Origin of the sequence: Stenotrophomonas sp. TWI1151 (genome assembly GCF_039673135.1) — a bacterium.
Lineage (GTDB): Bacteria > Pseudomonadota > Gammaproteobacteria > Xanthomonadales > Xanthomonadaceae > Stenotrophomonas.
The window spans coordinates 151163-173436 of record NZ_JBDJLA010000003.1 but is presented as its reverse complement, the minus strand read 5'-3'; the positions used below and the strand labels follow the sequence as shown (position 1 = coordinate 173436).

Here is a 22274-nt window from a genome sequence, read left to right as displayed (position 1 = left end):
CATCGCTGAAGACTGACCATGGTCCGGGTACGCGTCGCGGCGTTTGCGTTGCTGTCGCTGGCATACCCGCTGGTGGTCTACCTGTCGCTGGGCCGGTTCGAGCCGCGCTGGTTGTCGCTGCTGCTGTTCACCCTGGCCGCGCTGCGCGCGCTGACCACCCGCCAGGCGGTGTGGTGGGTGGCCGCACTCGGCACCGGTGTGCTCGCCCTGGTGGCTACGGCCTTCAACGAGGCCCTGCCGCTGAAGCTGTACCCGGCGCTGGTGAACGCGGTGATGCTGGTCATCTTCGCCACCAGCCTGCGCTTCGGGCCCAGTGCCGTGGAGCGCCTGGCGCGGCTGAGTGAGCCGGACCTGCCGCCGTTCGCCGTGATCTATACCCGTCGCGTCACGTGGATCTGGTGCGGCTTCTTTGTTCTCAACGGAAGTCTGGCCCTGGCCACGGCGCTGTGGGCGTCCAACCAGGTCTGGGCGTTCTACAACGGATTGTTGGCCTACGTGATGATGGGTGCTCTGTTTGGCGGGGAATGGCTGGTCCGGCGACGGGTCAAGGCGGCGCATGCCCATGGCTGAGTGGATCGCACTGGACCGGTTGGCGCTGGCCCCGCGCCCGGGCCGCATCGTCGGCATCGCCGGCGACACCGTGGTGGAGCACCCGCAGTTCCGCGCACAGGTACTGTGCTGGCAGCAGGCGTTCGCGCGTGCCCCCGGCACCGACTGGGCGCTGTATTTCGATGACACGCTGACCTTCGCCGCCGCCCTGTTGGGGGCCTGGCATGCCGGCAAGCGTGTGTTCCTGGGCGGTGACAACCTGCCGGCCACGCTGGAAGGACTGAGCCCGCGCGTGGCCGGGTTCGCCGGCGACGTGCCGGCCCGGTATGCGCCGCTGCAGCCCGATGCGGCGGCCGATCCGGAGCAGGTGCTGCAGCCGTTGGACGACGCGGCGCTGGAACTGGTGGTGTTCACCTCCGGCAGCACCGGCGCGCCGAGCGCCATCGTCAAACGCATGCGCCAGCTGACCCGCGAGGTGGATGCGCTGCAGGCCGCCTTCGGCGAGCAGTTCGACGGCGCCCAGGTGCAGGGCACGGTCTCGCACCAGCACATCTACGGGCTGCTGTTCCGGGTGCTGTGGCCGCTGGTGGCCGGACGCGCGATCCAGCCGCGCCGGTTCTTCCACGAAGACCTGGTCAGCGCGCTGGGCGGCCAGCCGTCGGTGCTGGTGGCCACCCCGGCCCATCTCAAACGCCTGCCCGAGCAGCTGGACTGGTCCTCGCTGGGCGGTCAGCTGCGCGCGGTGTTCTCCTCTGGCGGTCCGCTGCCGACCGAGGCGGCGCTGCAGGTGCGCGCCTTGATGGGCGTGGCCCCGACCGAAGTCTTCGGCAGCAGCGAAACCGGTGGCGTTGCGTGGCGGCGCTGGAGTGCAGCGCGGCCGCAGTGGCATCCGTTGCCCGGCGTCGCCTGGCGGATCGACGAGGGCTGCCTGGCGGTCCGCTCGCCGCACCTGGCGAGCGAAGACTGGTGGCTGACCCAGGACCGTGCCGTGGCCGATGACGGCCACAGCTTCCGCCTGCTCGGCCGCGCCGATCGCATCGTCAAGATCGAAGAGCGGCGCGTCTCGCTGGATGCCCTCGAGCAGCAGCTGCGCGCGCACCCGGCCGTGCAGGAGGTGCGCGTGCTGGTGCTGCCGGGCGCGCGCGAACAGCTGGCCGCCGTGGTGGTGCCGCAGGCGACGGGCGCCGCGCAGTGGGATGACGCCGAGCGCCGCCGCCAGGCGCAGCAGCTCAGCGCGCATCTGGCCCGCAGCCATGACGCGGTGACCCGGCCGCGCCGCTGGCGCTTCATCGACGAACTTCCCTTCAATGCGCAGGGCAAGGTCACCGCCGCGGCACTGGCGGCGCTGTTCCGCCCGTTGATGCCGATGGCCGAGTGGCAGCAGCGCGATGACACCACCGCGTCGCTGCAGTTCGTTCTGGATCCTGACCTGGTCGCGTTCGACGGGCATTTCCCGCAGGCGAAGATCCTGCCCGGCGTGGTCCAGCTGGACTGGGCAATCCACTACGGCCGTAGCGCCTTCACGATGCCGCCGCGGTTCGTACGGATGGATGCGGTGAAGTTCCAGCACGTGGCGCGGCCGGGCGACTGCCTGCAGCTGAGCCTGGGTTGGGACGCGGCCAAATCGGCGATGAGCTTCCGATACGTCTCCGACCATGGCGTGCATGCCAGCGGCCGGGTGGTGTTCGGCGATGCATGATGACACCGGTAGTGGCGTGAGCAGGCCGGCCTTCGCCCCGTTGGTGGTGATCCCGGTATACGACCACGCGCATGCGATCGGCGCGGTGGTGCAGGGCGTGCTCGCCAGTGGCCTGCCGTGCCTGCTGGTGGACGATGGTTCGCATCTGGACTGCGCACGGGTGCTCGATGCCCTGGCGCACGCGCACGCACCGCAGGTGACGCTGCTGCGGCTGCCGGTCAACCAGGGCAAGGGCGGCGCGATGCTGGCCGGCTTCGCCGAGGCCGCGCGTCTGGATTACAGCCACGTGCTGCAGATCGATGCCGATGGCCAGCACAACACCGGTGACCTCCCGCGCTTCGTCGCGTTGTCGCAGGCGCAGCCGGACGCGGTGATCTGCGGCACGCCCGCCTACGATGCCAGCGTGCCCAAGGCGCGCCTGTACGGCCGTTATGCCACGCATATCTGGGTCTGGATCAACACACTGTCGCTGCAGATCCGCGACTCGATGTGCGGCTTCCGCCTGTATCCGCTGGCGCCGGTGACGCGCCTGATCGGTGAGGAAACCATCGGCCGTCGCATGGATTTCGACAGCGAGATCCTGGTGCGGTTGTTCTGGCGCGGGGTCAAGGTGATCAACGTGCCGACGGCCGTCACCTATCCCAGCGATGGCGTCTCGCACTTTGATGTGTGGCGCGACAACGTACGCATTAGCCGCATGCACGCGCGCCTGTTCTTCGGGATGCTGTGGCGCGCGCCGCGGCTGCTGTGGCAACGCCTCGCAGGTCCTCGCCCATGACCACGCCTGCACCTGGGAGCGCCCCGCACTGGGCCGACATCGGCGAGTCGACCTCGGCCGCCGGCGTGCTGTTCCTGTGCTGGGTACACCGCTGGTTCGGCCGTTGGCCGTTCCGCCTGTGCGTGTATCCGGTGGTGCTGTGCCACTGGCTGACCAACCGGCTCGCGCGCGAGTCTTCGTTGCAGTATCTGCAGCGTCTGCAGGCGCACACCGGCGTGTTTGCCACGCCGCCGGGCCGCTGGCAGAGCCTGAAGCACTTCGCGCTGTTTGCCGACACCATGCTCGACAAGCTGCTGGGCCTGGGCGGCCGCTATCCGCCCGAGCGCATCTATCTGCAGCGTGACCTGGTGCTGGACAGGATCGCGCGCCGCGAAGGTGGCCTGATCCTCACCGCGCATATCGGCTGCCTGGAGTTGTGCCAGGTGCTGGCCGAGCAGGTGCCCGGCTTCCACATCACCGTGCTGGTGCACACCGCGCACGCGCAGCGTTTCAACCGGCTGATGCAGCGGCTCGATCCGCTGGCCTCGGTGGAACTGCTGCAGGTGACCGACATGGGCCCGGCCACCGCCGTCGAGCTGCAGCGCCGGGTCGAGGCGGGGGGCTTTGTGGCCATCGTCGGCGATCGCGTGCCGCTGCGCGGCGGGCGCACGGTACCGGCCTCGTTCCTCGGCCACACCGCGCAGTTCCCGATCGGCGCCTATGTGCTCGCTGCGGCGCTGGCCTGTCCGGTCTACACCATGGCCTGCCTGCATCATGGCCGAGGCTACCAGGTGCGCTTTGAACAGTTCACCGATCGCATCGTATTGCCGCGCGGTTCGCGTGACGCCGCGCTGACCGCGCAGGCTGAACATTTCGCCCGGTGGCTGGAAGTTCAGGTCACCCAGGCACCCTTGGACTGGTTCAATTTCTTCCCCTTCTGGGATCAGGCATCTCATGGCAAGTAAGGCCGATCAGGCACCCTCCGTCCGCTTCGGCGATGCGCCGCTGACCATCGAAGACGTGGTCGCGCTGTCGCAGCGCCAGGCCCAGGCCGTCGTCACCGACGATGCGGCATTCACCGCGCGCATCCAGCGCGGCGCGGATTTCCTTGATCGCCTGCTGCGCGAGGATGGCGTCATCTACGGGGTGACCACCGGCTACGGCGATTCGTGCACGGTGAACATTCCGCCGGCGCTGGTGGCCGAGCTGCCGCACCACCTGTTCACCTACCACGGCTGTGGCCTGGGTCGTTTCCTGGATCCGCAGGAGACCCGTGCGGTGATCGCTGCACGCCTGGCCTCGCTGGTGCGTGGCATGTCCGGCGTCAGCCATCCGCTGCTGCAGGGCCTGGCCACGCTGCTGCGCCACGACGTGCTGCCGCTGATCCCGGCCGAGGGTTCGGTCGGTGCCAGTGGCGATCTGACCCCGCTGTCCTACGTGGCTGCGGTGCTGTGTGGCGAGCGCGAGGTGATGTACCAGGGCGCGCGCCGCGCGGCGGCCGAGGTGCTGGCCGAGATCGGCATGACCCCGCTCCGGCTGCGCCCCAAGGAAGGCCTGGCGATCATGAACGGCACCGCCGTGATGACCGCGCTGGCCTGCCTGGCCTATGACCGTGCCGATTACCTGACCAGGCTGGCCACGCGCCTGACCGCGTTCAACGTGCTGGCCAGCGACGGCAACGCGCACCACTTCGATGAAATGCTGTTCGCCGCCAAACCGCACCCGGGGCAGACGCAGATCGCCGCGCGCCTGCGCCAGGACCTGCACAGCGATCGCCCGCCGCGCAACGAACAGCGGCTGCAGGACCGTTACTCGCTGCGCTGCGCCCCGCACGTGATCGGGGTGGTGCAGGACGCGCTGCCGTTCTTCCGCCAGCTGATCGAAACCGAACTCAACAGCGCCAACGACAACCCGCTGATCGATGTCGAGGGCGAGCGCATCCTGCACGGCGGCCATTTCTATGGCGGCCACATCGCCTTCGCCATGGATGCGCTGAAGAACACCATCGCCAACCTGGCCGATCTGCTTGATCGGCAGATGGCGCTGGTGGTGGATGCGCGCTTCAACCACGGTCTGCCGGCCAACCTGTCGGCCGCCACCGGTGAGCGTGCCGCGATCAACCATGGCCTGAAGGCGCTGCAGATCAGTGTCTCGGCGTGGACCGCCGAAGCGCTCAAGCAGACCATGCCGGCCTCGGTGTTCTCGCGTTCCACCGAATGCCACAACCAGGACAAGGTCAGCATGGGCACCATCGCCGCGCGCGATTGCCTGCGCGTGATCGAACTGACCGAACAGGTCGTCGCCGCGCTGCTGATCACTGCCCGCCAGGGCATGGCCCTGCGCGAGCGTGTCGGCATGAAAGCGACGTTGCACGGCGATCTGGCCGCGATGTACCAGGACCTGTCCGAGCGCATCGCGCTGATCGAGGAAGACCGCGCGCTGGATGGCGAGCTGCGCGCCCTGCTGGACGATATCCGCGCACAGCGCTGGGAGTTGTATGTCCACGCCTGATCTGAGCTTCGAGGTGACGCTGTCGCCGGCCTTCCATGACTGCGACGCCATGGAAGTGGTCTGGCACGGCAACTACTTCAAGTATTTCGAGATCGCGCGCTGCGCACTGCTGCAGCGCCACGATTACGACTACCCGCAGATGCGCGATTCGGGCTACCTGTGGCCGGTGGTCGATGCGCGGGTCAAGTACATCCGGCCGTTGCTGTACGGCCAGGCGCTGCGCGTGCGCGCCACGATCACCGAGTGGGAAAACCGCCTGAAGATCGCCTACGACATCGTGGATGCGGAAAGCGGTACCACGCTGACCCGCGCCCACACCATCCAGGTCGCGGTCGACGCGGCCACCAATGAAATGCTCTACCTGTGCCCGCCGGTGCTGTGGGAGCGTCTGGGAGTGCAACCGCAATGAACCGTTTGCTGCGCACGCTGTGCGTGCTGGTGATGCTGGCCGTGGTCGCCCCGGCGCTTGCCGCCACCGATGTGGAGGCCGTCAAACAGCGCGTGGCCAAGGTCGACGTGCTGCGTGGCGAGTTCACCCAGGAGAAACAGGTCGCCGGCTTCAAGAACCCGCTGCGCTCGCAGGGCCGCTTCGTGCTGGCCCAGGACCACGGGGTGATCTGGACCACGCTCAAGCCGTTCCCGTCCGAGGTGGTGGTCACCCGTGACCGCATCCTCAGCCGGCAAAGCGATGGCAGCAGCCGGGTCGAACTGGATGGCCGCCAGCAGCCGGCGATGCGCTCGGTCAACGCGATCATGTTCGCGCTGATGAGCGGCGATGCGCAGGCGCTGTCGGCCCAGTTCACGGTCAAGGTCGAGGTGCTGCCTGGCAACGCCTGGAAAATGCAGCTGACCCCGCGCTCGGCGATGCTCGGCAAGGTGTTCGCGCAGCTCACCCTGAGCGGCGACCGTTACGTGCGCGAGGTCCAGATCAACGAGGCCAACCAGGATGTCACCCGCATCCATTTTGCCGGCATGAGCGATACGCCGGCCACGCTGAGCACCGACGAGGGTCGCAGGTTTGAATGACGTGCTGACCTCGAACGGCCGCCTGCAGCGCCTCTGGCGCTGGCTGGCCATCGTTTGGCTGCTGGTGCTGGTCGGCTTGGGCGTGCAGCAGTGGCAGCTGTGGAAGAGCGAATCGCGGATCGACACCGACATCCTCGCGCTGCTGCCGCAGGACGCGCATGATCGCCTGCTGTCCGATGTCACCCGGCGCATCGCCGATGCCAATGCGCGCCAGATCGTGGTGCTGCTGGGCAGTACCGATGCGGCGCAGACCAAGGCGGCCGAGGCGGCCTTCCGCACCACCCTGCGCGACAGCGCCGACGGCAAGGCGCTGCTCCACGAGAGCGGCTCGATCGAAGGCTGGTTCGATCAGGCGCGTGCGTTCTACGCTCCCTACCGCGACCGCCTGCTGACCAGCGCACAGCGCGAGCGGCTGCAGAACGAGCCCACCGAAGGCCTGGCCGAGTCGGCACTGGCGGCGCTGTACGGTCCGATGGGCGCACCGCGGCTGACCGAATGGCGCCAGGATCCGCTGTCGCTGTGGCCGCAGTGGTGGCAGGAACGCGCGCTGGGCTCGGGCCTGCAGATGGGCGACGACGGCCTGCTGGAGGCCGATGGCAAGCATTGGTCGATCGTGCAGTACGACACGGTCGGTTCGGCGTTCCAGCTCGATGGCGAGCGCCATATCGATCTGCTGCTGGACACCGCCGCCGAGGCCGCCGCCAGGCAGGCGCCGGGGTTGGAGGTGCTGCGTGCCGGTGTGCCGCTGCATGCCGAGGCCGCTGCGGTGCAGGCCAATTGGGAAATCAACACGATCGGCTGGGGCTCGCTGGCCGCGGTGCTGCTGCTGGTGTGGCTGGCATTCCGCTCGCTGCGCCCGATCCTGCTGGTGGCCGCCTCGCTGCTGATCGGCTGCGGTGTCGCGCTGGCGGTGACGGTGCTGGTGTTCGGCAAGGTGCATGTGCTGACGCTGGTGTTTGGAGCGTCACTGGTCGGTGTTGCCGAGGACTACGGCATCCACTGGTTCGCCTCGCGCCAGGCCGAGCCGGCTGACCGTCGCTGGAAGCTGCTGCGGCATCTGCTGCCGGGCCTGTGGCTGGCGTTGCTGACCAGCGCGCTGGCGTATCTCGCGCTGGGGCTGGCCCCGTTCCCGGGGCTGCGCCAGATGGCGCTGTTTTCGGTGGTGGGCCTGGCCGCCGCCTTCCTGACCGTGATCTTCTGGTTCCCGTGGCTGGATGGCGGCGAAATCCGTCGTACCGGCTTCGCCCGCTGGCTCGGCGCCACGCTGGAGCGCTGGCCGCGCCTGCATGGGCGCAAGGCGGCGATGTTCCTGGGCGTGGTGACGCTGCTCTCGGCGATCGGCATCGCGCGCCTGCAGACCAACGATGACCTGCGCAGCCTGCAGTCGTCGCCACCGGAGCTGATCGCCCAGCAGATCCGCATCAGCCAGATGCTGGGCATGCCCAGCCCGGCGCAGTTCTATCTGGTCCAGGGTGATACCGCCGAGCAGGTGCTCGAGCGCGAAGAAGCGCTGATCGACCGCCTGCGCGTGCTGGAAGCAGACAAGCAGATCGGCGGCTACCGCGCGATCAGCGATTGGCTGCCTTCGCAGAAGCGCCAGCATGCTGATGCCGCGCTGACGGCCAAGGTCGAGCCGCAGGTGCTGGCCCGGGTCGGTGAGGCCGTGGGCGAGCCATTGCTGCGCCCGGCCTATGCCGCGCAGGATCTGCAGGCCGAGGCCTTCCTCGCATCGCCGGCGGCGATGCCGTTCCGCCACCTGTGGCTGGGGACGGTCGGGCAGGGCGTGGCCTCGGTGGTGATGGTCGATGACCTCTCCCGCGCCGATGCACTGGCTGTGCTGGAAGCACAGGCCAAGGGCATTGATGGGGTGCGCTGGGTCGACCGTACCGCCGATTTCTCGCAGCTGCTCAAGCACTATCGCAAGCTGATGAGCGGCTTGCTGCTGATCGGCATCGCGCTGGTGTTCGCGGTGCTGTACTGGCGCTACCGCGGGCAGGCCTGGCGCGTGCTCGCCCCGACCCTGGTTGCCGGTGCGCTGACGCTGGCCCTGCTGGGCCAGTTCGGGCAACCGCTGCAGCTGTTCAACGTACTCGCGCTCATGTTGCTGCTGGGCATGGGCATCGACTACGGCATCTTCCTGATCGAGCACCGCGGCGATGCCAGTGCCTGGCTGGCCGTGTGCGTCGGCGCGGCCAGTACCTGGCTGTCGTTCGGCCTGTTGGGGCTGTCGGCCACGCCGGCGCTGCGCGCGTTCGGTCTGACCCTGTTGTTCGGCATCGGCCTGGTCTGGCTGATTTCGCCGCTGTTCCGCCCACCACCGCACGACGCCCCGCACTGAGCGACCGCGTTTTTCCTTTCATGCACTGATCAAGGATGTATCGATGAACCCGCAGGTGGAACGTACTGAAATCCTGGTCATCGGCGCCGGCCCGGCCGGCTCCGTGGCCGCCGCGATGCTGCGCAGGCAGGGCCGCCAGGTGCTGATCCTGGAGCGCCAGCAGTTTCCGCGCTTCTCGATCGGCGAGAGCCTGCTGCCGCAGAGCATGGAGTACATCGAGGCCGCCGGGCTGCTGCAGGATGTGGTGCAGGCCGGGTTCCAGTACAAGAACGGCGCCGCGTTCGTGCGCGGCGAAGCGACCACCGAGTTCGACTTCCGCGACAAGTTCTCGCCGGGCTGGGGCACCACCTACCAGGTGCAGCGCGCCGACTTCGATGATGTGCTGGCGCGCGGTGCCGAGCGCATGGGTGCCACGCTGCGCTTCGGCGATGAAGTGCTCTCGGTGCAGCCCGGCCGCCCGGCACAGGTGCAGGTGCGCCGCCCGGATGGCAGCGAGTACACCATCGAGGCCGGTTTCATCCTCGACGCCAGCGGTTTCGCCCGGCTGCTGCCGCGCCTGCTGAAGCTGGAGTCGCCGTCGAACTTCCCGGTGCGCGGCGCGATCTTCTGCCACGTGCGTGACCACATTCCGGCCGGCGCGGGGTTTGACCGCAACAAGATCCTGATCACCACCCATCCCGAGCACGTGGACGTGTGGTACTGGACGATTCCGTTCTCCAATGGGTGCTGCTCGCTGGGCGTGGTCGCCGAGCCGAGTTTCTTCGAGCGCTACCCCGGTACCGATCTGGAGAAGCTGCAGGCCATCGTCGGCGAAGACCCGAACCTGACCCGCCTGCTCAGCAACGCCGAATGGGCGGTGCTGCCGGTGCGCACCATCACCGGGTACTCGGCCAATGTCTCCTCGTTGTGGGGCGAGGGCTATGCGCTGCTGGGCAATGCCGGCGAGTTCCTGGACCCGGTGTTCTCCTCGGGCGTGACCATTGCCTTCAAGTCGGCGCAGCTGGCCAGCGAGTGCCTGGCGCGCGAGCATGCCGGTGAGACGGTGGATTGGGAGCAGGCGTTCTCGGTGCCGCTGCGCGCCGGGGTGAAGACCTTCCGTCGCTTTGTCGAAGCCTGGTACGCCGGTGGCTTCCAGAAGATCATCTACCATCCCGATCCGCAGCCGGAGGTACGCCGCATGATCTCCTCGATCCTGGCCGGCTACGCCTGGGACACGCAGAACCCGTATGTTGCCGATGCCAGCGGCCGGCGCCTGCGCGTGCTGGAGGAACTGTGCAGCGCCTGATCCTGACCCTGTTGCTGAGCCTGCTGCTGGCCGCGTGTGCCAGCACCCGCATGCCCACACCGCTGGTGCAGCTGCCCACGCTGCAGCTGGCGCCGTCGGCATTGCCGCAACCGGTGCAGCTGCAGCAGCGCCTGCAGTTCCGCTTCGGCAGCCACCAGCGAGAGCTGGATGCGCTGCTGGAAGTGGATGCCGAGCAGGTGCGGCTGGCGGTGCAGGCGATGGGCCAGACCGGCGTGCGCATGGTCTGGGACGGGCAGCATCTTGAACAGACCCGTGCCCCCTGGCTGCCGCCGCAGGTGCGCGGCGAGCGCGTGCTGGACGACCTGCAGTTCGCGTTGTGGCCGGCGGCGGCGATCCGTGCCGCGCTGCCCGCCGGCTGGACCCTGCAGGAGACCGATGGCGTGCGCAGCCTGGAGCAGGGCGGCAAACCCTGGCTGGTGCGCGACAGCCTCCCCGACGGCCGCGTGCGCCTGCGCAACCTGGCCGAGGGCTATGAACTGGTGATCGAATCGATGGACATGGGGCAGGGCCAAGAGTGAGCAGTAGCGCGGTCTATCTGAACGAGCTGGGGGTGATCTGCGCGCTGGGTGCCGACCGCGCCCAGGTGCGCGACGGCCTGTTCGCGGCGCAGCCCGGTGGTTTGCGCGACAACGCTGAGATCCTCCCCGGGCGCACGCTGGCGCTGGGCGAAGTGCATGCGCCGCTGCCGGACCTGGCCGCCTTGCCGGTGGCCCTGCGTGGCCGCAACAACGGCCTGCTGGAGGCCGCACTGGAGCAGATCCGCGAGGGCATCGCTGCCGCCGTGGCCCGTTTCGGTGCCGATCGCGTGGCGGTGATCATCGGCACCAGCACCTCGGGCATCGGCGAATCGGAAAATGCACTGCGTACGCATCACCGCGATGGTGTGTGGCCGGCCGATTTCCATTACGCCCAGCAGGAAATGGGCACCGCCGCGCGCTTCGTGCGCGAGCGGATCGGCAGCACCGGCCCGGCGTGGACGATCTCCACCGCATGCTCGTCCAGCGCCAAGGCGCTGATGTCGGCCGCGCGCCTGCTGCAGGCCGGCGTGGTCGATGCGGTGGTGGCCGGTGGCGCCGATTCGATGTGCCGGTTCACCGTGGCCGGGTTCAGCGCATTGGAGTCGGTCTCGGCGGCGCGCTGCAATCCGTTCTCCGTCAACCGCAACGGCATCAACATCGGTGAGGGCGCGGCGCTGTTCCTGATGACCCGCGAGCCGGGCCCGGTGCGGCTCTCCGGCTGGGGGGAATCCTCCGATGCGCACCACATGTCCGCGCCGGATCCGCAGGCACGCGGGGCGATCGATGCGATGCAGCAGGCGCTGGACCGGGCCGGCCTGACGCCCGCGCAGATCGACTACGTGAACCTGCACGGCACCGCCACCGGCCACAACGATGCGATGGAAAGCCAGGCGGTCGCCGCCGTGCTTGGCACGCAGGTGCCGGCCAGCTCAACCAAGCCGCTGACCGGGCACACGCTGGGTGCCTCCGGCGCGATCGAAGCGGCGCTGTGCTGGATGACGCTGGCCGACAACCCCGACCAGCAGTTGCCCACCCACTGGTGGGATGGACAGGCCGATGACGCCTTGCCGGCACTGGCGCTGGTGGCGCCCGGGACGCGTGCCGCGCAGCCGCTGCAGCACGTGCTCAGTCACTCATTTGCCTTTGGCGGCAGCAATGCCGTGCTGGCACTGGCCAAGGGATGAGCATGCCGCTGCCCCCCGACATCGACGCCGTGCTTCCGCACCGCGACAGCATGCGCCTGATCCACCGCGTGGTGGCCTGGCAGGACGAATCCATCGCGGTCGAGGTGGACGTCCCGACGCAGGGTCTGTTCTGCACCCCCGACGGCGTGCCCGCCTGGGTCGGGGTCGAATACATGGCCCAGGCGATCGCCGCCTGGGCCGGGTGCCGCGCCTGGCAGACCGGTGCGGAACCCTCGATCGGCTTCCTGCTCGGCAGCCGTCGTTACACCGCCCACCGGCCATACTTTGCCGCCGGCAGCTGCCTGCGGGTGGAGGCGAACTGCGAGCTGTTGGGCGAGAATGGCCTGGGCATGTTCGCCTGCCGGATCCTGGCGGACGATATCGAAGTGGCAGTTGCCAACGTTTCCGTGTTCCAACCCACGGATGCAGCGGCTTATCTGGAGAGTGGAGAGGCATGACAGGGAATTTGACCGTGCTGGTGACCGGCGCCAGCCGTGGCATCGGCCGTGCCGTGGCGCTGCGTTGCGCGCGCGACGGCTTCGACGTGGTGGTGCATTGCCGCAGCCGCATCGAAGACGCACAGGCCGTGGTGACCGAGATCCAGGCGCTGGGCCGGCAGGCCCGGGTGCTGATGTTCGATGTGGCCGACCGCGATGCCGCGCGCACCGCGCTGGAAGCGGACATCGCCGAGCACGGCACCTATTACGGGGTGGTCTGCAATGCCGGCATCGCCCGCGACGGTGCCTTCCCGGCGATGCCGGCCGAGGATTGGGATGCGGTCATCCACACCAACCTGGACAGCTTCTACAACGTGCTGCACCCACTGGTGATGCCGCTGGTGCGCCGGCGCAAACCGGGCCGCATCGTGACCTTGTCCTCGGTGTCCGGCCTGGTCGGCAACCGCGGCCAGACCAACTACAGTGCGGCCAAAGCCGGCATCATCGGCGCCACCAAGGCGCTGGCGCTGGAGCTGGCCAGCCGCGCGATCACCGTCAACTGCGTGGCCCCCGGGCTGATCGAGACCGAGATGGTCAATGAAGAAGTCGTCGAGCACGCGCTCAAGCTGATTCCCGCCAACCGCCTGGGCCAGCCGGAAGAGGTCGCTGCGGCCGTGTCCTTCCTGCTCTCCGAGTCGGCCGGCTACATCACCCGCCAGGTGATCTCGGTCAACGGAGGCATGGTCTGATGGCCGGCTCCGATCGTCGCGTGGTGGTGACCGGCGCCGCTGCCATCAGCCCGCTCGGGCAGGATTGGGCGAGCATCCGCGCGCGCCTGCAGGCGCGGACCAACGCGGTGCGCTACATCCCCGAGTGGGAAGTGTTTGATGGCCTCAATACCCGCCTGGCCGCGCCAGCCGAGGATTTCGAGCTCCCGGCCAACTACAACCGCAAGACCACCCGCAGCATGGGCAAGGTGGCGGTGATGTCGGTGCGTGCCACCGAGCTGGCGCTGGAGGCAGCCGGCCTGCTCGGCCACCCTGTGCTGCGCAGTGGCATGGCCGGCGTGGCCTACGGCTCGTCCTCGGGCAGCCACGAGGCCACCGCCGAGTTCGGCCGCATGCTCCATGAGCACACCACCGAAGGCATCAGCGCCACCACCTACCTGAAGATGATGAGCCACACCTCGCCGGTGAACATCGGCGTGTTCTTCGGCTTGTCCGGCCGCGTCTACACCACCTCCAGCGCCTGTACCTCGGGCAGCCAGGGCGTGGGTTCGGGCTATGAAGCGATCCGCAGCGGCAAGCAGACGGTGATGGTCACCGGTGGTGCCGAGCAGCTTGATGCCACCGCCGCGGCGGTGTTCGACACCCTGTTCGCCACCAGCGTGCGCAATGACGCGCCGCAGACCACGCCCAGCCCGTTCGATGCGCACCGCGATGGCCTGGTGCTGGGCGAGGGCGCCTGCACGCTGATCCTGGAAGAGCTGGAGCATGCACAGGCGCGTGGTGCCACGATCCTGGCCGAAGTGGTCGGCTACGGCACCAACAGCGACGGCCAGCACGTCACCCAGCCCAGCGCCGGCACCATGGCCCAGGCGATGCGGCTGGCATTGGAAGACGCCGACCTGGCCGCCGAACGGATCGGCTACGTCAACGCGCACGGTACCGCCACCGAGCACGGCGACATCGCCGAAACGCAGGCCACCCACCAGGTGTTCGGCCCGGGCATGCCGATCAGTTCGCTCAAGAGCTACGTCGGCCACATGCTCGGTGCCTGCGGCGCGTTCGAGGCCTGGCTGAGCATCGAGATGATGCGTGACGGCTGGTTCGCCCCGACCCTGAATCTGCACGAGGTCGATCCGCGCTGCGGCGTGCTGGATTACATCGATGGCGAAGGCCGCGCGTTGCAGACCGACTACGTCATGAGCAACAACTTCGCCTTCGGTGGCATCAACACCTCGTTGATCTTCCGCCGCTGGCAGGACTGACCGCTGTTTCCGGCCTGCCGTGCGGGCCGGCCGTTTCCGTAGACCCCTCGCGTCCCACCAACAAGGAGAAAGTTGAATGCGTCGTTTTGCCCTGATGGCCGCCACCGCCCTGCTCGCCGTCGCCGTCGCCGGCACCGCCCAGGCCCGCGATACCCGCGTGGAGCAGTCGCTGCATGAGCTGGTCAATTCCGCCGAAGCCCGCAACGTCGGCATCGACGGCAGCGTGAAGTTCTATCTGGCCGGCGAGAAAGTCAGCGTGCTGCAGCGCCTGGGCGAGGATGTGACCAACAAGAAGACCAACGCCGCCAACAAGAGCGATGCCGACGCTTGCCGCTGGGTGGCCCTGTCGGCGCTGCGCGCGCTGCAGGACGGTGCCAAGTCGCGCGGTGCCAATGCGGTGGTCGACATCGTCAGCTATTACAAGAAGAACGAGTTCAAGAGCACCACCAACTACGAATGCTATGCGGGCGCGATCCTGGCCGGCGTGGCACTGAAGGGCACCTACGCCAAGGTGAAGTAAGCAGACACGGCCACCGCCTCCCCCGGGCGGTGGTCGGCTGCCCCTGCCCAGGCCGCCGCAGATACGCATTCATCACGGCGGCGCGGGCAGACTGCAGCGGCGCCCAGCTGAACGACATCGCGACATTGATGAACCTGACGCTGTCGCGCGACGGAAAACCGACGGTGGACAGTGCACGCGGCTTTCACCTGTGCCGGCTTTCCTCCACAATCATTGTCATTCACTACCCTGGGCAAAGCCCTGCGGCATGCAAGCCTACGTCTATAAAAGCCAACGCAAGCAGGACAGCTTCGTCTATCTCGCCGTTCGTGATGACTTCTCGGTCATCCCTGACGCGGTAAAGGCCTCGCTGGCGCCGTTCCAGTTCGTTCTCGAAGTGGCCCTGACTCCCGACCGTCGCCTTGCCCAGGTCGATGCCGCACAAGTGCGCCAGAACCTGACCGAGCGTGGATTCCACCTGCAGCTGCCGCCGCCCCCGTTGGCGCCGGTCCGGTTCCCGCGACGCAATGACTGACTCCCAACGCCCTCGCGCTGTTGCCTCCGCTGCCGCGCTCGGTGTGCTGCTGGCCCTGGCCGCGGCCGTCGGTGGCGTGCCCGGTGCGGTGTGCGCCGCGCTGGCCCAGCCGGCGTTCGCGCTGGCGGTATCGTGGTGGCGCCGGACGCGCCCGCTGCAGCCATTGCCCCAGGTGGCCCGCCACGACGCGCCCGCGCTGTTGGCGCTGTGGTCCCTTGGCCCGCTGCTGCTGACCCTGCTGGTGGCCTGGCCGCTGAGCGCACTGCACGACAGCGGCAGCCTGGCCGCCGTGCTTGGCCTGAGCGTGGCGGTCAGTGCCGCGCTGCTCGGGGTCTGGCGAACCTGGCCGTTGTGGAATGACGTGGAACGCAGCGAGGGCAGTCTGGCCCGGCATTGGCAGACCCTGGCCGGGCGCGACCTGACCGCCTGGCGCGGCTTGGCCGTGGCCGCACTGGTGGTGCTGGTGTGCGCGCTGGTGGTGCTGCCGGCGTGGCCGGGCCTGGTGTCGGACGCGCTGCATTGGCCGATCGCCGCTGCGGTCGTGCTGCTCTCGCCCTTGGCGCACGTGCTGCTGCAGGCGATCGCGCCGGCGACGAGCCTGGGTGCGCCGGTGCCGGCCGAGACGCGCGGTGACCGCGCCGATCCCTTTGCCGAGCCATACCCCGAGCCCAAGCCGCTCGAATCGATCGGCCTGCACGAACAACAGCCGGCGCTGTATGACGCCGCGCGCAGCGGCCGGGTCGACCGCGCCCTGCAGCTGCTGCAGGCCGGCGCCGATCCGCACGGCCTGCCCGACCCGGCCTGGCGCGACCAGCGCAGCCTGGCGGTGCTCGCCGCGGTGCTGCCTGACCTGCGGCTGCTGCGTGAACTGATTGCCCGCGGCGTCGGGGTCAATGCGCCGCACCGCGGCATGACCCCGCTGCTGGCCGCCACCCGCGACAGCTGGCACGGCCGCCCCGAGGCGGTGATGACCCTGCTCGCCAACGGCGCCGACCCGCGTGCAGTGGACAGCGAAGGCAACACCCCCCTGCACCACGCCGCGCGCAGCTCCGATCCCGGCGTCGCCGCGTTGCTGCGCGACGCCGCTGCCGAAGTGGACGCGCTGAACGACGATGGCTGGTCACCGCTGGCGGTGGCCTGCCAGGTGGGCAACTGGCGCCTGGCCAAGTTCCTGCTGGAACGCGGGGCCAAGACCGAGCCGGCCGAGGGAACGCCCGTGCTGCTGGCGGCCGCGGGCACCGAAGAAGACGATCCCGCCGGTGTGCAGCTGCTGCTCAAGCACAAGGCCCGCGCCGATGCGCGCGACCGCCAGCGCCGCAGCGCGCTGCACGAAGCCGCGTTGGCCGGCCATGTCGACATCATCGATGTGCTGCTCGCCGCCGGCGCCAATCTGGAAGCCCGCGACGGACTGGCGCGCACGCCGTGGCTGGAGGCCGCGCGCGGTGGTCGGGCCGGCGTGGTCGAACACCTGCTGCCGCACCACCCCGATCTCAATGCGGTTGATGGCGAAGGCCGCAACGCGGTGCTGCTGGCCTGCATGGCCGACAACGTCTCGCCACTGCTGGTGCGCCGCCTGCGTGATCTGGGCATCGCCGTGGACGTGGCCGACCCGCAGGGCCGCCGTGCCGTGGATATCGCCGCCGGTGCCGGGCGCTGGGCGATCGTCTCGCTGCTGGATCCCGCCTATCCGCTGCCGTCCGCGGTCAGCGATGGGCTGGTGATGTCCGGCGACGGGGACACAGCCTCGCCCTCGCTGCCGGACCGTCCGCCACTGGAACTGCTGCGTGAAGCGCTGAGCTTCGGCAACGTGGAGGGCATGGCCGCGCTGGCCCGCCTGTGCGCGCCGGAGGAACTGGGTGCGCTGCTGCACGACGCCGAACTGGCGCTGGATCCGCAGGCGCTGGACTGGCTGCTCGCGCACGGCGCGGCGCCGGAAGTGCTGGATGCGTGCGGTGATACCCCGATGTTCGCGCTGCTGGCGCGGGGCATCGACGCGGTGCCGGCGCTGCAGGTGCTGCTGCGCCGTGGCGTGTCCCCGGCCGGTCGCGGTGGCCTGGCGCGTCTGCTGAGCGCCTGCGCCCAGCACGACCACGCCTCACGCGGGCTGGAACAGCTTGCCCTTGAACTGCTGGAACGCGGCGCGGATCCGTTCGCGCCATCGCCGGCCGGCGATCCGCCGCTGTCGCTGGCCGTGCGGCTGGGCTGGCTGCGGCTGCAGCAGGCGCTGCTCACTCAAGGCGTGGACCGCGAAGCGCGCGACAGCCATGGCATGACCGCCCTGCATCTGGCCACCGCGCTCGCGCGCGAAGGCTCGATCAAGCTGCTGGTGCAGCAGGGCGCCTCACCCGAAGCCCGCGCCGCCGACGGCCAGACCCCGCTGGGCGTGGCGCTGTCGATCGGCCGCCGCGATCTGGCCGACTGGCTGGACTGGCGGGTGTGGCCGCTGCCGCGCCGCGCGTTGCGCGACGGCGACCTGCCGGCGGCCGCGATGGCCGGTGACGCCGATGCCGTGCGTCGCCTGATCGATCTCGGTTTCGCCGTGGATGTGGTCGACGCCCAAGGCTGCACCGCGCTGCTGCGTGCCGCCGGTGGCGGGCACCTGGCCGTGGTCGACCTGCTGCTCACCCGTGGTGCGAATCCGCAGCACGCCGCGGCCAGCGGTGCGACGCCGCTGTCGGCGGCGGTCAGCATGCGCCAGATCGATATCGTCTCGGCCCTGCTCGATGCCGGTGCCGAACTGGAATACCGCCTGCCGGGCGGGGTCACCGTGCTGATGCTGGCCTCGGCGCTGGGCCTGCCGGACATTGTTTCGCGTCTGCTCACCGCCGGTGCCAACGTCCATGCGGGCGATGCCCAGCAGCTCGGCCCGCTGCACTGCGCCGCGCTATACGGTTTCAGTGCGCGCGACCGCTCGCGTCTGCTGGCCCTGCTCGACACCCTGCTGCTGGCCGGCGCCGAACCGGACCAGGCCGCCGCCGGCTCGGTCACGCCGTTGCTGCTGCTGCTCGGCGCCCGCGCCGAACCGGGCACCGCCTGCGACGAGCAGATCGTGCTCGCCGCGGTGGAGCGCCTGCTGGACGAAGAGGTCTCGCTGGACGTGCGGGATCCGCGTGGCTTCGGCCCGCTGCATCTGGCGGCCCTGCACGGCCTGCCGCTGCTGGTGCAGCGCCTGCTGCGTGCCGGCGCCGACCCGGACGTGCGCGACGCACTCAACCGCAGCCCGCGCGAGATCGCGGTGATGCGTGGTTTCATCGACGTCGCCGGCGAATTCGAACCGCTGGTACCGGGCGTGTCCTCGATGGCCCGGTTCCTGCGCGATAACGGCTGAGCCCCGCCTGGTAGTGCCGGCCGCTGGCCGGCAGCGCTCAATGAGGCACGGGCAGGTGCACCTGCAGGTTCATCAACGCGGCGGGTTGCCGTCCACACCCTTCCCATCACTCTCCGCATCCGCCTCGAACAGATGCATCAGGTCCGCGCGCGCATCGCGCGAGGTCTGGATCACCGCCGCTTCGTCGTCGTAGACCAGGTACTGATCGCGCAGCAGCTTCTCGTCATGCTCGCGGAAGCGCTGCACATGGCTGCGTGCGGTCTCCACCGACATGCCGAGCGCGATCAGCATCCGTTCGCTCAGTTCCAGGCTGGTGCCGAACACCTCGCGGAACGGCTCGGCGGACATGTCCATCAGCCGCCACGCATGCTGGCGGTTGCGTGCGCGCACCAGCACCACCGCATCGGGATACATGCGCCGGATCAGCCGCGTGGCCCGCATGTTGGCGTCCGGATCATCCAGTGTGACCACGTATACGCGGATGTGCTCGCCGCCGGCGGCGCGCAGCATCTCCGGCCGGGTGGGGTCGCCGTAATAGAGTTTGTTGCCGAAGCGGCGCAGGTCCGAGACCGTATCCGGATTGGACTCCAGCGCCACGAACGGGATCTTCTGCGCGGTCAGCAGGCGCGCCACCACCTGGCCGAAGCGGCCCATGCCGGCGATCATCACCTGCGGCTGTACATCGGTGATGTCGACCTTGTCGGCGGGCTGGGCCGGCGCCTTGGGACCGTCATCGCGGCCCAGCAGGCGGATCAGGCCGATCATCAACAGCGGCGTGATCGCCATCGACAGGCCGACGATCGCCACCAGCCGATCATGGTTGGCACTGCCAAGCAGGTGCGCGCGCTGGGCTTCGTTGAACACCACGAAGGCGAACTCGCCGCCCAGCCACAGCACGCTGCCCAGCAGCACCGCGTGGCGCGTGCGCAGCTTGGCCAGCTTGCCGATGCCGAACAGCAGGCCGAACTTGACCACCAGCAGGATCGCCACGCCGGCGGCGATCATCATCGGCTCGGCGACGATGCGGTCCAGGTCGATGCCCATGCCCACGGCGATGAAGAACAGGCCGAGCAGCAGGCCCTTGAACGGTTCGATCTGCGATTCCAGCTCGTGGCGGAATTCCGAATCGGACAACAGCACACCGGCCAGGAACGCGCCCAGGCTCGGGCTCAGCCCGGCCTCCTGCATGAACCATGCGGTGCCGAGCACGACCAGCAGCGCGGTGGCGGTGAACACCTCCGGGCTGCGCGTGCGCGCGATGATGTTGAACAGCCGGCGCAGCACCGGCCGTCCGCACAGGATCACCACCGCCAGCGCGCCGATCGCGATCGCCACGTCGTTCCACTGCAGAGTGTCGTTGCGCGCACCGCCGAGCAGCGGAATCGCCGCCAGCAACGGGATCGCGATCAGATCCTGGAAGAGCAGGATGGCGAAGCCCAGGCGCCCGTAATCGCTGTTGATCGCTTTGTGTTCGGACAGCAGCTGCAGCCCGACCGCCGTGGAGGACAGTGCCAGCGCGATGCCGACGATCAACGCGCTCTTCCACTGGAAGTGATCCAGCATCAGCAGGCTGCCCAGCACGAGGGCACTCAGCGCGACCTGCAGTGCGCCGGCACCGAACACCGAGCGGCGCATCACCTTCAGGCGGGCGGGCGACAGCTCCAGGCCGATCACGAACAGCAGCATCACCACCCCGATCTCGGCGGCGCTGAGGATGCGGTCGGCGTCCTGCACGAAACCCAGGCCATCCGGGCCGAGCACCACGCCAGCCGCCAGATAGCCGAGCACCGCGCCCAGGCCGAGTTTTTTGAACACCGGCACCGCGATCACCGCGGCCAGCAGCAGCACCAGGGCCAGCTCGAGCGCGCCGCTATGCATGGGGGAACCTGCTCATGGGGTCGTGTGCCGTGCGGGTGGAAAGCCTCCCCGGGCGGACCGGGGCCTGTGGCCGGGGCCACGCGCCATTATGCGACCGCGATGGGTGCGGAAGGCGACTCCCACCGGAACGGCGTCCCGCACAAGGGTTGACCTGCGTCACACCCGGGTCCAGACTGCCCGCCGCTGCTGGCGTCCGCCGTCGGCAGTAAACCCTTCCGGAGTCCCCAACCCATGTCCAGCGACAGTAGAAGTCGACCTTGCTCGACGCCAGCGATGGCCACCGCCTGACACGGGTCGGTTCGCCAGCGTTGGCGTCGCGCAATGCGATACCCACAGGCGAATACGATGAACCAGAAAGACCTGCTGCGCCCGGTGGCCGATGCCGCCTCGTTGAGCGCACCCCTCGATAATTTCAACACCGCCGATGCGGTGGAATTCCTCAACACGCTGAGCCTGTCGCGCGCCGCCGACACGCTGGCCGCGTTGCCGTTGCCGCGCGCGGTGAAGATGCTCGAGCAGCCCGAGCTCAACCGCGGCGGCGATCTCGTGGCGGCCATGCCGGTGGCCCGCGCCGCCGCCCTGCTCGGGCTGATGGCCGATGACCGCGCCACCGATATCGTCCACGAGCTGGACGAGGACGAGCGCGCGCGCCTGATCCCGCTGCTCAGCCCGGAGGCGCGCAAGGCGATCCAGCAGTTGCTGAGCTACCCGGCGCACACCGCCGGCGCGCTGATGACCACCGAGTTCGTCAGCGTGCCCTCGGACTGGACGGTCGGCCGCACCCTGCAGCACATCCGCGAGGTCGAGCGCACCCGCGAGACCGTCTACGCGATCTATGTGCTGGACCCGCACACCCGCGCGCTGGTGCAGGTGGTGACCATGCGCCGGCTGATCACCGGGCTGCCCGAGGAACCCATCCTCGACGTTGCCCAGGTCAACCCGCCGGTAACGGTGGAGGTGCAGCTGGATCAGGAAGAGGTGGCGCAGCTGATCCGCCGCCACGACCTGCTCGCGATTCCGGTGGTCGACGCGCAGCACCATGTGCTTGGCATCGTTACGGTGGATGACATCCTCGATGCCCTGATCGAAGAATCCACCGAGGACGTGCACAAGTTCGGCGGTATGGAGGCGCTGGAAAAGCCGTACATGCAGATCGGCTTCTTCGAGATGCTGCGCAAGCGGGCCGGCTGGCTGAGCGTGCTGTTCCTCGGCGAAATGTTGACTGCCAGCGCGATGCAGCACTACGAGGACGAGCTGGCACGCGCGGTGGTGCTGACGCTGTTCATCCCGCTGATCATGAGCTCGGGCGGCAACTCCGGCTCGCAGGCCACTTCGCTGCTGATCCGCAGCCTGGCCCTGCGCGAGCTGCGCCTGCGTGACTGGTGGAAGGTGGCGCTGCGCGAGGTGCCGACCGGCATCACCCTGGGCGCGATCCTGGGCGTGCTGGCGATCATCCGCATCGTGTCCTGGCAGCTGCTGGGCCTGCACGACTACGGCGAGCACTGGCAGCTGCTGGCACTGACCATCGGCGCGGCCCTGGTCGGCATCGTCACCTTCGGCTCGCTATCCGGCTCGATGCTGCCCTTCATCCTCAAGCGCCTGGGCTTCGACCCGGCCAGCGCCTCGGCCCCGTTCGTGGCCACGCTGGTCGACGTTACCGGCCTGGTCATCTACTTCAGCATCGCCGCGATGATCCTGCGCGGCACCCTCCTTTGACAG

At 69.0% G+C, this 22274-nt stretch carries 19 protein-coding genes; 18 read left to right on the top strand and 1 reads right to left on the bottom strand.

Going from position 1 to position 22274, the window contains the following annotated elements; genetic code table 11:
* Positions 1-18 precede the first annotated feature (18 nt).
* From ABE422_RS06590 to ABE422_RS06510, 17 genes are all read left to right on the top strand, one after another.
* Positions 19-570, top strand: coding sequence for a hypothetical protein (locus ABE422_RS06590; RefSeq protein ID WP_088433443.1), 552 nt, complete (start codon positions 19-21; stop codon positions 568-570).
* Positions 563-2248 carry an AMP-binding protein gene (locus tag ABE422_RS06585; RefSeq protein WP_346463437.1) on the top strand — a complete coding sequence of 562 codons (1686 nt, stop codon included), beginning with the start codon at positions 563-565 and terminating at the stop codon, positions 2246-2248. The genes ABE422_RS06590 and ABE422_RS06585 overlap by 8 nt, the downstream gene beginning before the upstream one ends.
* Entirely contained in the window at positions 2241-3026 is a 786-nt protein-coding gene (locus ABE422_RS06580; protein WP_313219303.1) for a glycosyltransferase family 2 protein, read from the top strand. The genes ABE422_RS06585 and ABE422_RS06580 overlap by 8 nt, the downstream gene beginning before the upstream one ends.
* Positions 3023-3970: an acyltransferase gene (locus ABE422_RS06575; RefSeq protein ID WP_313209506.1), complete on the top strand. Its 948-nt coding sequence runs from the start codon at positions 3023-3025 to the stop codon at positions 3968-3970. The genes ABE422_RS06580 and ABE422_RS06575 overlap by 4 nt, the downstream gene beginning before the upstream one ends.
* Entirely contained in the window at positions 3960-5516 is a 1557-nt protein-coding gene (locus tag ABE422_RS06570) for an aromatic amino acid ammonia-lyase (protein ID WP_313209504.1), read from the top strand. The genes ABE422_RS06575 and ABE422_RS06570 overlap by 11 nt, the downstream gene beginning before the upstream one ends.
* Positions 5503-5925, top strand: coding sequence for a thioesterase family protein (locus ABE422_RS06565; RefSeq protein WP_313219306.1), 423 nt, complete (start codon positions 5503-5505; stop codon positions 5923-5925). Before ABE422_RS06570 ends, ABE422_RS06565 begins: the two co-directional genes overlap by 14 nt.
* Positions 5922-6542 carry an outer membrane lipoprotein carrier protein LolA gene (locus tag ABE422_RS06560; RefSeq protein WP_346463428.1) on the top strand — a complete coding sequence of 207 codons (621 nt, stop codon included), beginning with the start codon at positions 5922-5924 and terminating at the stop codon, positions 6540-6542. The genes ABE422_RS06565 and ABE422_RS06560 overlap by 4 nt, the downstream gene beginning before the upstream one ends.
* Positions 6535-8880 carry an MMPL family transporter gene (locus tag ABE422_RS06555; protein WP_346482695.1) on the top strand — a complete coding sequence of 782 codons (2346 nt, stop codon included), beginning with the start codon at positions 6535-6537 and terminating at the stop codon, positions 8878-8880. The genes ABE422_RS06560 and ABE422_RS06555 overlap by 8 nt, the downstream gene beginning before the upstream one ends.
* Before the next feature lie 43 nt (positions 8881-8923).
* Positions 8924-10165, top strand: coding sequence for an NAD(P)/FAD-dependent oxidoreductase (locus tag ABE422_RS06550; RefSeq protein ID WP_313209496.1), 1242 nt, complete (start codon positions 8924-8926; stop codon positions 10163-10165).
* Entirely contained in the window at positions 10153-10704 is a 552-nt protein-coding gene (locus ABE422_RS06545; protein ID WP_313219313.1) for a DUF3261 domain-containing protein, read from the top strand. The genes ABE422_RS06550 and ABE422_RS06545 overlap by 13 nt, the downstream gene beginning before the upstream one ends.
* Positions 10701-11888, top strand: a complete 1188-nt coding sequence (locus ABE422_RS06540) for a beta-ketoacyl-[acyl-carrier-protein] synthase family protein (protein ID WP_346465673.1) — start codon at positions 10701-10703, stop codon at positions 11886-11888. Before ABE422_RS06545 ends, ABE422_RS06540 begins: the two co-directional genes overlap by 4 nt.
* 2 nt (positions 11889-11890) lie before the next feature.
* The gene (locus tag ABE422_RS06535) at positions 11891-12346 is read left to right on the top strand and encodes a hotdog family protein (RefSeq protein ID WP_313209488.1); all 456 of its coding nucleotides are present in this window, start codon (positions 11891-11893) and stop codon (positions 12344-12346) included.
* Positions 12343-13074, top strand: coding sequence for a 3-ketoacyl-ACP reductase FabG2 (locus tag ABE422_RS06530; RefSeq protein ID WP_313209486.1), 732 nt, complete (start codon positions 12343-12345; stop codon positions 13072-13074). The genes ABE422_RS06535 and ABE422_RS06530 overlap by 4 nt, the downstream gene beginning before the upstream one ends.
* The gene (locus ABE422_RS06525; RefSeq protein WP_313209484.1) at positions 13074-14315 is read left to right on the top strand and encodes a beta-ketoacyl-ACP synthase; all 1242 of its coding nucleotides are present in this window, start codon (positions 13074-13076) and stop codon (positions 14313-14315) included. The genes ABE422_RS06530 and ABE422_RS06525 overlap by 1 nt, the downstream gene beginning before the upstream one ends.
* Before the next feature lie 76 nt (positions 14316-14391).
* The gene (locus ABE422_RS06520; protein ID WP_346465675.1) at positions 14392-14835 is read left to right on the top strand and encodes an excinuclease ATPase subunit; all 444 of its coding nucleotides are present in this window, start codon (positions 14392-14394) and stop codon (positions 14833-14835) included.
* A gap of 247 nt (positions 14836-15082) precedes the next feature.
* Positions 15083-15349, top strand: coding sequence for a YcgL domain-containing protein (locus tag ABE422_RS06515; RefSeq protein WP_019185480.1), 267 nt, complete (start codon positions 15083-15085; stop codon positions 15347-15349).
* Complete coding sequence (locus ABE422_RS06510; RefSeq protein WP_313209478.1) at positions 15342-18677, top strand: ankyrin repeat domain-containing protein; 3336 nt, start codon at positions 15342-15344, stop codon at positions 18675-18677. The genes ABE422_RS06515 and ABE422_RS06510 overlap by 8 nt, the downstream gene beginning before the upstream one ends.
* A 72-nt stretch (positions 18678-18749) precedes the next feature.
* Here the strand turns inward: ABE422_RS06510 and ABE422_RS06505 are convergent, their stop codons facing one another.
* Positions 18750-20555 (bottom strand): monovalent cation:proton antiporter-2 (CPA2) family protein, encoded by a 1806-nt coding sequence (locus ABE422_RS06505; protein WP_313209476.1) that lies wholly within the window; start codon positions 20553-20555, stop codon positions 18750-18752.
* 345 nt (positions 20556-20900) lie between these two features.
* Here ABE422_RS06505 and mgtE point away from each other — a divergent pair, with 345 nt between their 5' ends.
* Positions 20901-22271, top strand: coding sequence for a magnesium transporter (gene mgtE / locus ABE422_RS06500; RefSeq protein WP_070469987.1), 1371 nt, complete (start codon positions 20901-20903; stop codon positions 22269-22271).
* Positions 22272-22274: the final 3 nt, after the last annotated feature.